Source organism: Curtobacterium guangdongense (assembly GCF_049341845.1).
Taxonomy (GTDB): Bacteria; Actinomycetota; Actinomycetes; order Actinomycetales; family Microbacteriaceae; genus Curtobacterium; species Curtobacterium guangdongense.
In genome coordinates, this window is the sequence record NZ_JBMPIT010000022.1 from 1 (window position 1) to 11,131 (window position 11,131).

Annotated in this window: 9 protein-coding genes; all 9 read left to right on the top strand. The window is 72.6% G+C overall.

The window, feature by feature from the left end:
• Nucleotides 1-311 precede the first annotated feature (311 nt).
• The 9 genes from ACO0E1_RS18800 to ACO0E1_RS18840 are packed head-to-tail and all read left to right on the top strand — an operon-like array spanning nucleotide 312 to nucleotide 10,580.
• Nucleotides 312-665, top strand: coding sequence for a carboxymuconolactone decarboxylase family protein (locus ACO0E1_RS18800; protein WP_420364482.1), 354 nt, complete (start codon nucleotides 312-314; stop codon nucleotides 663-665).
• A gap of 13 nt (nucleotides 666-678) precedes the next feature.
• Nucleotides 679-1,872, top strand: coding sequence for an LLM class flavin-dependent oxidoreductase (locus tag ACO0E1_RS18805; RefSeq protein ID WP_422875561.1), 1,194 nt, complete (start codon nucleotides 679-681; stop codon nucleotides 1,870-1,872).
• Nucleotides 1,869-3,230, top strand: a complete 1,362-nt coding sequence (locus ACO0E1_RS18810) for an NtaA/DmoA family FMN-dependent monooxygenase (RefSeq protein ID WP_422875562.1) — start codon at nucleotides 1,869-1,871, stop codon at nucleotides 3,228-3,230. Before ACO0E1_RS18805 ends, ACO0E1_RS18810 begins: the two co-directional genes overlap by 4 nt.
• On the top strand, nucleotides 3,227-4,261 hold the full coding sequence (locus ACO0E1_RS18815; protein ID WP_422875563.1) for an LLM class flavin-dependent oxidoreductase: 1,035 nt from the start codon (nucleotides 3,227-3,229) through the stop codon (nucleotides 4,259-4,261). Before ACO0E1_RS18810 ends, ACO0E1_RS18815 begins: the two co-directional genes overlap by 4 nt.
• Nucleotides 4,258-5,247 carry an ABC transporter permease gene (locus ACO0E1_RS18820; RefSeq protein ID WP_422875564.1) on the top strand — a complete coding sequence of 330 codons (990 nt, stop codon included), beginning with the start codon at nucleotides 4,258-4,260 and terminating at the stop codon, nucleotides 5,245-5,247. Before ACO0E1_RS18815 ends, ACO0E1_RS18820 begins: the two co-directional genes overlap by 4 nt.
• On the top strand, nucleotides 5,244-6,134 hold the full coding sequence (locus ACO0E1_RS18825) for an ABC transporter permease (RefSeq protein WP_422875565.1): 891 nt from the start codon (nucleotides 5,244-5,246) through the stop codon (nucleotides 6,132-6,134). Before ACO0E1_RS18820 ends, ACO0E1_RS18825 begins: the two co-directional genes overlap by 4 nt.
• Nucleotides 6,131-7,819 carry a dipeptide ABC transporter ATP-binding protein gene (locus ACO0E1_RS18830; protein ID WP_422875566.1) on the top strand — a complete coding sequence of 563 codons (1,689 nt, stop codon included), beginning with the start codon at nucleotides 6,131-6,133 and terminating at the stop codon, nucleotides 7,817-7,819. Before ACO0E1_RS18825 ends, ACO0E1_RS18830 begins: the two co-directional genes overlap by 4 nt.
• Nucleotides 7,816-9,441 (top strand): ABC transporter substrate-binding protein, encoded by a 1,626-nt coding sequence (locus ACO0E1_RS18835; protein ID WP_422875567.1) that lies wholly within the window; start codon nucleotides 7,816-7,818, stop codon nucleotides 9,439-9,441. Before ACO0E1_RS18830 ends, ACO0E1_RS18835 begins: the two co-directional genes overlap by 4 nt.
• Entirely contained in the window at nucleotides 9,438-10,580 is a 1,143-nt protein-coding gene (locus ACO0E1_RS18840) for an LLM class flavin-dependent oxidoreductase (protein WP_422875568.1), read from the top strand. Before ACO0E1_RS18835 ends, ACO0E1_RS18840 begins: the two co-directional genes overlap by 4 nt.
• The last annotated feature ends 551 nt before the right edge of the window (nucleotides 10,581-11,131 follow it).

The window sequence follows — 11,131 nt, forward strand, 5'->3', positions numbered from 1 at the left end:
CCGACCCACCACAACCACCCCAATCGCTCAAGGTGTTGCGACCACCGAATGAACCCAAGCTGTCGTACGACAGCGACTCTGTCGCTGGCACGCGTGCGCAACTGTTGCGGGCGCGCAGGAGCGACAAGACCGACGTCGTACGACAGCGACGCTGTCGTTCCGAGTCGGGTTCGAAGAGCAGGGTGTGTGCAGGGCGTCCACGTGACGTCACGTGACGCGCTCCCCGCCGCCCGACGTCACGTGACGAAACCCCCGGTCACGGACCGCAACACCCGTCGCTGAACGGCGCGAGCCGCCATAGCGTCGCAGCCATGACCGACTTCCTCGACCGCGAGCACGACAAGACCTACACCGCCGTCTACAAGCGCGAGACGCCCGACATCCTCGCCGCGTTCGCACAGTTCGACGGTGCGGTGTTCCAGGCAGCGGACCGCGCGATCCCGCTGAAGTTCCGCGAGCTCATCGCCGTCGCGGTCGGCATCACCACGCAGTGCGTCTACTGCATCGACGCGCACTCCCAGCGTGCCGTACAGGCCGGCGCGACCGAGGCCGAGCTCGCCGAGGCCGCTTGGGTCGCGACCGCGATCCGCGCCGGCGGCGGCTTCGCCCACGGCCGCCTCGGCTTCAAGTTCGGATCCGAAGCGTCCCCCGCGCACACCCACTGAGACGGAGCCCACCGTGCCCGATCGCATCACCCTCGTCACCGCGCTGCAGGGTGCCGGGTGGCACCCGGCAGCCTGGCGTGCCGCCGACTCCGACGCGGAGTCGCTGACCTCGCTCCGGCACTGGCGCGACGTCGTCGTCGAGCAGGACCGGCTCGGCGTGGACGCCGTGACCATCGAGGACTCCTTCACCGCCGGACCCCAGCGGGACGGCGACCTGGACACGACCACCGTCGTCGGCCGCCTGGACGCCCTGCTGATCGCCGCCGCCGTCGCTCCCGCCACCCGGCAGATCGGCCTGGTACCGACCGTGAGCGTCACGCACACCGAGCCGTTCCACGTCGCGACCGGCCTGCAGACGCTCGACCACGTGTCGCTCGGACGGGCCGGCTGGCGGCTCCAGGTGAGCCCGACGGCGCGGGAGGCCGCACTCTTCGGGCGCAGGTCCCTGCCCACCACGCCGGACGACGCGACCGTCGCGGAGCTCTTCGCCGAGGCGCGCGAGGTGGCCGAGGTCGTCGACCGCCTCTGGGACAGCTGGGACGACGACGCGATCATCCGCGACGTGACGACCGGCCGGTTCATCGACCGGGACCGGATCCACAACGCGGAGTTCGTGGGGGAGCACGTCTCGGTGCACGGGGCGTCGATCGTCCCGCGGTCGCCGCAGGGTCGGCCGCCGGTCTTCTCGCTGGCCCACCGGTCCGACGCGGCAGCGCTGGCCGTCGACGTCGCGGACGTCGTGCTGGTCACGCCCGGCTTCGACGGACGGGAGGACCGGGAACTGCTCGCCGAGGTCCGTCACCTCGAACAGGCGGCTGGGTCCACCGCCCCCAGGCCGGTCCTCGCGGACCTCGCGGTGCTCATCGGCTCGTCGCCGGCTGCCGCCGCCGACGAGCTCGCCGCTCTCGACGAGCTGGCCGGGACGCCGTCCGTCTCGGACACGTCGGTGCTGGCGACCACCGTCCCGGACCTGGTCTCGCGGATCGCCGGACTGCGCGAACTCGGCTACGCCGGGGTGCGGCTGCGCCCGCTGCGCATCCCGACGGACAGCACCGCGATCGCCCGGCAGCTCGTCCCCGCGCTCGTCACGGCCGGACTCCGGGCCGACGTCGCCTCCCGACCGGCGGTCGACCTGCGCACTCGGCTCGGGATCGCCCCGGCCGTCAGCCGCCACACCCGTCCGACCACCGAAGGGGTCCTCGCATGACCACGAAGCGTCAGGTCCACCTCGCCGCGCACTTCCCCGGCGTCAACAACACCACCGTGTGGAGCGACGACCGGGCCGAGAGCCAGATCGCCTTCTCGTCGTTCGAGCACTTCGCGCGGAACGCCGAGCGGGGGTACTTCGACTTCCTGTTCCTCGCCGAGGGGCTCCGGCTCCGCGAGCAGAAGGGCCGCATCCACGACCTCGACGTGGTCGGTCGACCGAACACGCTCGCGATCCTCGCCGCGCTGGCCGGCGTGACCGACCACATCGGGCTCGTCGGCACGCTGCAGACCACGTTCAACGAGCCCGTCGAACTGGCGAAGCAGCTCGCGACCCTCGACCACCTGACCGGTGGCCGCGCCGGCTGGAACGTCGTCACGAGCTCCGATGCGTTCCACGGCGCGAACTTCCGCCGCGGCGGCTTCCTCGACCCGGCGGACCGGTACACGCGGGCCGCCGAGTTCGTCGACGTCGCCCGGGAGGCCTGGGACTCGTGGCAATCCGACGCGATCGTCACGGACCGCGCTGCCGGACGGTTCGCCGACCGGTCCCGGATCCGCGACGTCGACCACCACGGCCCACAGTTCGACGTCACCGGCACGTTCCCGGTCCCGCGCAGCCCCCAGGGGCATCCGGTGGTCGTGCAGGCCGGCGACTCCGACGAGGGCCGGGACCTCGCCGCGAGCCGCGCCGACGTGATCTTCTCGCTGCACACCGAGTTCGCCGACGCCCAGGGCTTCTCCCGGGACATCGCCGCTCGGCTCGAACGCGTCGGCCGCTCGCGGGACGCGCTGCTCATCCTGCCCGGTGCGACCTTCGTCCTCGGCGACACCGCGGCGGACGCCGAGGAACGAGCGAGGGCGATCCGGCGGGCGCAGGTCAGCCCGGCCACGGCGATCGCGTTCCTCGAGCAGGTGTGGAACCGCGACCTGTCCGCCTACGACGTGGACGGTCCGCTGCCCGACGTCGAGCCGGACCTCGAGGGCGCCGCGATCACCCGTGGTCGCGCACGTCACACCCGGGACGTCCCCGCGCTCGTGCAGGGCTGGCGGGACCGTGCCGAGGCCGAGCGCCTGTCCATCCGGGACCTCGTCATCGAGGTGTCGACCCGCGGCGGGTTCGTCGGGACGCCGTCCCACATCGCGGCGGAGATCGACCGGTACGTCCAAGAGCGCGCCACGGACGGGTTCGTCGTCGTGCCGCACACGAACCCGTACGGGCTCGACGACTTCGTCGACCGTGTGGTCCCGCTGCTGCAGGAACGTGGCGTGTACCGCTCGTCGTACGAGGACGGAGCCACCCTGCGCGAGACCCTCGGGCTCCCCGGTGTCGCGACGAGCCGACCGGTCCTCGCATGAGCATCGGCAGCCTCGCCATCCTGGTCCCCGGCAACTTCGCGGACGACGACCCCGCAGCCGGGCTCGAGTCGACGCTGGAGCTCTTCGCGACCGCCGAGCGTCGCGGCGTCGACGGCGCCTGGGTCCGGCACCGGCACCTCGAGCACGGCATCGGCTCGGCCGCGGTGTTCCTCGCCGCGGCGTCGCAGCGCACGCGGAGCATCGAGCTCGGTGTCGCGGTCGTCCCGATCGGGTGGGAGAGCCCGTTCCGGCTCGCCGAGGACTTCTCGCTCGCCGACGTGCTGTCCGGCGGCAGGGTCCAGGTCGGGCTGTCCACCGGCACCCCGCACGCCGACCTCCTCGGGGACCTGGTGTTCGACGGCGACTGGCGCTCGTTCGACCTCGGCTACGGCCGGGTCACCCGGTTCGTCGAGAACCTGCACGGGTCGTTCCTCGGCGACGCCGACACCGTCATCGCCAGCCCGGGGAACGTCCAGCGCCCCAGACTGCAGCCGTACGCGCCCGGGCTCGCCGACCGCGTCTGGTACGGCGCCGGGTCGCTCCGGTCCGCGGAGTTCGCCGGCCGCAGCGGCCTGAACCTGCTCATCGGGAACCTGACCTCCGGTGAGGGCACCGACGACTACGGCACGGCCCAGCGGAACCAGCTGCTGGCGTACCGGGCAGCGCTGCCCGACGGCGTCGAGCCCCGCGTCGCATGGGGACGCTGCCTGGTCCCGACGGACTCCGCCGACCGGGCGTCGCGCGAGCGGTACGCCGTGTGGCGCGACTCCCGGCTCGCTCGGCAGACCGCGCCGCAGGGGCCCCGTCGCACCCTGTTCTCCGCGGACCTGGTCGGCACGTCGGAGCAGATCGTCGAGCAGCTCGTGCACGACGCCACCCTCGCCGAGGTCGACGAGTTCCGCATCGAGCTGCCCTACGAGTTCGCCGCCGACGAGTACGAGCAGATCGTCGCCGACGTCGTCGAGCACGTCGCCCCCGAACTCGGCTGGGTCCCGGCACCGACACGAGCAGCGGCGGCGGTCACCGCATGACCCGGTACGTCCTGTCCCGCGTCGGCCAGGCCGTGCTCGTGCTGTGGGCGGCCTGGACGATCTCGTTCTTCGTCCTCTACGTCCTGCCGAGCGACCCCGCCCGGATCCTCGTGGGCCCTGACGCGACCGACGTCACCGCGGCCCAGCTCGACGCGCTGCGACACCGGTACGGACTCGACCAGCCCGTCCTCGTGCAGTACGTGCAGCACCTCGGCGCGCTGTTCACCGGCGACCTCGGCCGGTCGATCGGCAGTGGTCGCCCGGTCGCCGACGTCATCGGCGAGGCGATCCTGCCCACGGCACAGATCGCGCTGACCGGGCTCGTCCTGGCGATCGTGTTCGGCGGCGGGCTCGCCGTCCTCGCGACCTGGACCAGGAACCGTGCACTCGGACAGTTCCTGCTCCAGCTGCCCCCGGTCGGCGTCGCCGTCCCGGGGTTCTGGTTCGCGCTGCTCCTGGTGCAGTGGTTCTCGTTCGGCCTGCACCTGTTCCCGGCGTTCGGCGGCGAGGGACCGGCGTCCGTCGTGCTGCCGGCCGTCACCCTCGCGCTGCCGACCGGCGCGACGATCGCGCAGCTGCTGTCGAAGTCGCTCGTCCAGACCCTGCGCGAGCCGTACGTCGACACCGCGTACGCGAAGGGCGCCGGCCGGTGGCGGGTGCAGCTCCGGCACGCCCTGAAGAACGCCGCGCTGCCTGCCCTCACCGTCACGGGACTCATCGTCGGGCAGCTGTTCTCCGGCACCGTCGTGACCGAGACGGTGTTCTCCCGGCCGGGCCTCGGCCGGGTCACCGCGACCGCGGTCCAGCAGCAGGACATCCCCGTCGTCCAGGGCATCGTCCTCTTCGCCGCAGCGGTCTTCGTCGTCGTCAACCTCGTCGTCGACCTCGTCTACCCGCTCCTCGACCCGCGCGTCGTCGTGGCGGGCAGCCGCAGGAAGCTCCGGGAACCGACCGGTGAACCAGCACCCCAGGGGGTCCTCGCATGACCGAGACCACGCGGCTCGCGATCGGTGGCCGGGCGGTCGTCCTCAGCGACCGGGTCCCCGGTCGCGGGACGGCGCTCCGTGTGCTCGTCGCGCGGCCCACGCTGACCGTCGCGCTCGTCTGGCTGGCGCTCGTCGTCCTCGCCGCGTTCCTCCCGGGAGCCCTCACCTCCCACGACCCCCTCGCTGCCGACCCCGCCGCGAAGCTCACCGCTCCGGGCGCCGCGCACTGGTTCGGCACCGACCAGCTCGGCCGTGACCTGTACGCCCGCGTCGTGCACGGCACCGCGCTGACGCTGCAGGCGGCGGTGCTCGCGATCGTCATCGGCCTCGTCGGCGGGTCGCTCGTCGGGCTCGTCGCCGGGTTCGTCGGCGGGGTGGTCGACGCCGTGCTCATGCGGATCGCGGACGTCCTGCTCGCGATCCCGAGCCTGTTGCTCTCGCTCACGATCGTGACGGTGCTCGGCTTCGGCACAGCAAACGTCGCGGTGGCCGTCGGCGTCGCGAGCATCGCCACGATCGCCCGCATCATGCGCTCCGAGGTGGTCAGGGTCCGCACCGCGCAGTACGTCGAAGCCGCGGCGGCCGGAGGCAACCGCTGGTGGCGGGTGCTCGCCGTGCACGTGCTGCCGAACGCGGCCGGGCCGGTCATCGTCCTCGCCGCACTGGAATCCGGGACCGCGATCCTCGCCGTCTCGAGCCTGAGCTTCCTCGGCTACGGCGCACAGCCGCCGGCACCGGAGTGGGGTTCCCTCGTCGCCACCGGCCGCGACTTCATCGCGACCTCGTGGTGGCTCACCACGATCCCCGGTCTCGTCATCGCGGTGACGGTCCTCGCCGGCAACCGGGTCGCCCGAGCGCTCGACACCGAACGGAAGGCCGTCCGATGAGCCTGCTCACCATCAGGGACCTGTCCGTCGACCACGGTCACGGCGCGTCCCGGCGCACGACGCTCCACGGGATCTCCCTCGACGTGGGACGTGGGGAGCGCGTCGCGATCGTCGGCGAGTCCGGTTCGGGCAAGTCGACGACGGCGCAGGCCGTCCTCCGGCTCCTCCCAGCCGCGGCGACCCTGACGGGAGGCTCGGTGCGGCTCGCCGGGGCCGGCGCCGGTTCCGGAGACCTGGACCTGGTGACCGCGACCGACGCCGACGTGCGCGGCGTCCGTGGGCTGCGCGTCGGCTTCGTGCCGCAGGACCCGACCGTGTCGCTCAACCCCGTCACGCGCGTCGGCACCCAGGTCGCCGAGGTCCTCGCGATCCACGGCATCGCCACCGGGGCCGAGGCTGCTGCGCGCGCGGTCGAGGAGCTCCGCCGTGCGGGGATCGACCGTCCGGAACTCCGCGCACGGCAGTACCCGCACGAGCTCTCGGGCGGGATGCGCCAGCGGGTGCTCATCGCGATCGCCCTGATCGGGGACCCGGAGCTCCTCGTCGCGGACGAACCGACGAGCGCCCTCGACGTCACCGTGCAGCGGACGATCCTCGACCACCTGGACCGGCTCGTCGCCGAGCGAGGGACCAGCGTCCTCTTCATCACCCACGACCTCGGGGTGGCCGCGGACCGGGCGGACCGGATCGTGGTGCTCTCCGAGGGACGCATCGTCGAGCAGGGAACGCCCGACGAGGTGCTCGGCTCCCCACGCGAGCCGTACACCCGAGCCCTCATCGCCGCTGCGCCGAGTCTCGACGACGTGACCGTGACCGCCCGGGCCGAGCCGAGCCTCCCGACCGGCGATGCCGGACCCATCGACCACCTGGTGGTCGCGACGGGGCTGCGGAAGACCTTCGGGCACGTCACCGCCGTCGACGGCGTCGACGTGTCCGTACCCCGTGGGCGCACGCTCGCGCTGGTGGGCGAGTCCGGCTCGGGGAAGTCGACGACCGCGCGACTGCTGCTCGGCCTGGAACGGCGCGACGAGGGCACCGTGCTGTTCGACGGTGAGCCCGTCGGGCGACGGGGTGCAGCGCTCCGCGCGTTCCGGCGCCGGGCGCAGATCGTCCAGCAGAACCCGTACGCCGCGCTGCACCCGCGGCTGTCCGTCGAGTCCGTCGTCGCCGATCCGCTCGCCGCGTTCGGCATCGGTTCCCGCCGGACCCGGTCCGCCCGCGCGCGCGAACTCGTCGACCTCGTCGCCCTGCCCGCCTCGGTGCTCCGACGACGGGCGGGCGAGCTGTCCGGCGGACAGCGGCAGCGCGTGGCGATCGCCCGTGCGCTGGCGCTCGACCCGTCGTTCGTCGTCCTCGACGAACCGGTCTCGGCGCTCGACGTGTCGGTCCAGGCCCAGGTCCTCGACCTGCTCGCCGAGCTGCAGGAACGGCTCGGCGTCTCGTACCTGTTCATCTCGCACGACCTGGCCGTCGTCCGTCGCATCGCGCACGAGGTGTCCGTCCTCCGTGGCGGCCACGTGGTGGAGCACGGTGACGTCGCCCAGGTCCTGCACGACCCGCAGCACGACTACACGCCTGCGCTGCTCGACGCGATCCCCGGTCGATCCCGGCGCGTTGCACCCGATCTCGGCGTCACCGACGTCGCCGGCGTCATCGACGTCGTCACCCCCGAAGGAGCACGATGACCACCGCACGAACCCCGTACCGACTGGTGGCCGCGATCGCGGCCGGCACCGCGGCGGCCCTCGTCATGGCCGGCTGCTCGTCGGGCAGCACGGCGTCCTCCTCGTCGTCCTCGAAGCCGGTGGACGGCGGCGACCTGACCTACGCGATCGCGAACGACCCGATCTCGCTGAACCCCTCCGGCACCGGCGCTGGGAACGACACGCTCGCGATCACGCGGCAGCTCGTCGACTCGCTGCTCTGGCAGGACCCGTCGGACGGGTCCCTCAGGCCATGGCTGGCGACGAAGTACACCGCGAACGACGACGCCACGCGCTTCACGTTCGACCTGCGTTCCGGCGTCACGTTCTCGGACGGCACCCGGTTCGACGCGACCGCCGTGAAGGACACCTTCGACGACATCGCCGCAGCAGGGGCCGCGAGCACCGCCGCGTCGTCCTTCTCCGGCTACAGCGGGACGAAGGTCGTCGACGACGACACCGTCGAGGTCGACTTCGACCAGCCGAACGCCGCCTTCCCGAACGCCACGTCGTCCGTCGCACTCGGGATCGTCTCCCCGGGCACCACGAAGGTGCCGTTCGACGACCGGTCGACCGGGTCCGAGGTCGTCGGGACCGGGCCGTTCACGCTCAGCTCCTACACGAAGAACACGTCGACCGTCCTCACCAAGCGCAAGGGGTACGACTGGGGTCCGGCCGCACGGACGAACGCCGGGGCGGCACACCTGTCGAAGGTGACGTTCCAGGTCGTCCCCGAGGCGAGCGTCCGCTCCGGCAGCCTGCAGTCCGGTCAGTTGGACGCGATCAGCAGCGTCCAGCCGAGCGACACGGACTCGCTGAAGACCCAGTTCGACCTGGTCACGCGGGCGAACCCCGGGCAGGTGTTCGGGCTGACCTTCAACCAGGAGCGGCCGCTCGTGGCCGACGTCGCGGTCCGCAAGGCGATCGCGCAGGCGGTCGACCCGAAGACCGTCAGGGACACCTCGCTCAACTCCCTCTTCAAGGTCGCGACGTCCGTGCTCGGTTCGACGACGCCCGGGTCCACCGACACGTCGTCGTCGCTCCGGTACGACCCGAAGGCAGCGTCAGCCGCGCTCACCGACGCCGGCTGGGTGAAGGGCTCGGACGGCATCCGCGCGAAGGACGGCCAGAAGCTGCAGCTCAAGCTGATCTGGATCACGAACTTCGGTCCGAACCAGACGTCGCTGGAGCTCATCCAGCAGGAGCTCGAGAAGGTCGGCGTCGGGCTCACGCTCGAGAGCGGCACCGTCCCGCAGTACCTCGCGAACCTCGGCAGCGGTGACTGGGACCTCGCGTGGGACAACAACTCGCGCGCGGACGGCGACGTCCTCCGCTCGAAGTTCTCGAGCAGCGGCGCCCAGTCGATCGGCGCGTCCGACGCCACGCTCGACGCCCTCTTCCAGAAGGAGCTCTCGCAGTCCTCGCCCACCGACCGCGACGCGACCTTCGCCGAGATCCAGGAGCGCATCGCGTCCCAGGCCGACTTCGTCCCCGTCCACGAACTCACGAGCATCATCGCCACCGCGAAGGACGTGCACGGCATCGCGTACGGGGCGGACACCCGACTCGACCAGCTCACCGGCGCCTGGAAGGACGCATCGTGACCACACCCCTCGCCGTCCTCGACCTCGTCCCGGTCAGCGCCGGCTCGACCCCCGCCGAGGCGCTCCGCAACACCGTCGACCTCGCGCAGCGCACCGAACGTGCCGGGTACGCCAGGTACTGGCTCGCCGAACACCACCTCAACCCCGGTGTGGCCGGCAGCGCACCGAACGTCGTGATCGGGGCGATCGCCGCGGCGACGTCCACGATCCGTGTCGGCAGCGCCGCCACCCTCGTCGGGAACCAGCGCGCGCTGCAGATAGCCGAGACGTTCGGCACGCTCACGGGGCTGTACGGCCCGCGCTTCGACCTCGGGCTCGGCCGGTCGGGTGCTCCGGCACCAGGGACCCCGAAACCGCCGTCGCTCGCGCCGCGGTCCGACGAGCTCGTGGACGGGCTCCTCGTCCCCGCGCCGTTCGACTTCCGGATCGCGCCGAACAGCCGGTTCGCCCTGCAGGGGACGTTGCTCGGGCGCGTCCCCGGCGACGTCGACGCGTTCGAGGACGAGGTGTCGCTCCTCCGGGCCTTCCTCGCGGGCACGTACGAGCCCGGCGGCGCGTACGGCGGTTCGGTCGTCGACGCGACCCCGGCGGCCGGGGCCGACGTCGAACTCTGGGTGCACGGGTCGACCGGCGGGGAGAGCGCGCGGATCGCCGGCGTGCTCGGGTTGCCCTACGGCGCGAACTACCACACGTCGCCCGGCACGGTCCTGGCGTCGGTGGAGGCCTACCGTTCGGCGTTCCGGCCCGGGGTCCTGCCGGCGCCGCACGTGGTCGTGTCCGCGGACGTCGTCGTCGCGGACACCGATGCCGAGGCCGCGCGCCTCGGCTCCGGGTACGCGGCCTGGGTGCACTCGATCCGCTCGGGAGTCGGAGCGATCGCGTACCCGTCGCCGTCCGACGGGGCGGTGCTCGACGCCGAGGTCGCCTCCTCGGTCGGGGACCGGCTGGCGACCCGGTTCGTCGGCGCGCCGTCGGAGGTGGTCTCGCGGCTCGAGACACTGCGCCGGGTGACGGGAGCGGACGAGCTCCTCGTCACGACGATCACGCACGAGCACGCCGACCGTGTGCGCTCGTACGAGCTCCTCGCCGAGGCGTGGGCAGCGCACGAGTCGGCCCACGAGGCGGTCGTCGCGCGCTGAGCGCGCCGCGCTCGGCGTGCGGCGGCGCGCGGGCGCGCCCCGGCGTGCGCGCCCCGGCGTGCGCGCCCCGACGGGCGCATCGAGTGCGCAGAAACGGCGCCCACTCCGCCTCGCGAGCCGCCGTTTCTGCGCACTCGTCGCGTGGTGCGGTGGGCTGGCAGGACGCCGGACGGGAGGCCCGTGACCGACTGGTCACGGGCCTCCCGTCCGGCGTCGAGTGCGCGGTAGTGGCGGCTGGTGCGCGTTCCGGTTCGCACCTTCTGCGCACTCGGCGCGTCGGCCGACCAACCGCCCGGCCGAGTGCGCAGACGTGGCGACGCACTCGACCCGGGAGCCGGCTTTTCTGCGCACTCGTCGCGCGGATCCAGGGCCGGCACACGGCGGACGGGAGGCTCGTGGCGGCCTGACCACGAGCCTCCCGTCCGGTGCGTGCGGAGCCCGCAGCCGATGGTTGCGTCCGCAACGAGCGACAGGGTCGCTGGGTGGATTCAGGTGGTGGTTGCAACACCTGTTTCTGTTGGTCGTGAGAGTAGTTGCTTGAGTGCTTCGGC

Coding starts and splice junctions, on each gene's coding strand:
- ACO0E1_RS18800 (WP_420364482.1), top strand. CDS start 312: ATGACCGACTTCCTCGACCGCGAGCACGACAAGACCTACACCGCCGTC.
- ACO0E1_RS18810 (WP_422875562.1), top strand. CDS start 1,869: ATGACCACGAAGCGTCAGGTCCACCTCGCCGCGCACTTCCCCGGCGTC.
- ACO0E1_RS18815 (WP_422875563.1), top strand. CDS start 3,227: ATGAGCATCGGCAGCCTCGCCATCCTGGTCCCCGGCAACTTCGCGGAC.
- ACO0E1_RS18820 (WP_422875564.1), top strand. CDS start 4,258: ATGACCCGGTACGTCCTGTCCCGCGTCGGCCAGGCCGTGCTCGTGCTG.
- ACO0E1_RS18825 (WP_422875565.1), top strand. CDS start 5,244: ATGACCGAGACCACGCGGCTCGCGATCGGTGGCCGGGCGGTCGTCCTC.
- ACO0E1_RS18830 (WP_422875566.1), top strand. CDS start 6,131: ATGAGCCTGCTCACCATCAGGGACCTGTCCGTCGACCACGGTCACGGC.
- ACO0E1_RS18835 (WP_422875567.1), top strand. CDS start 7,816: ATGACCACCGCACGAACCCCGTACCGACTGGTGGCCGCGATCGCGGCC.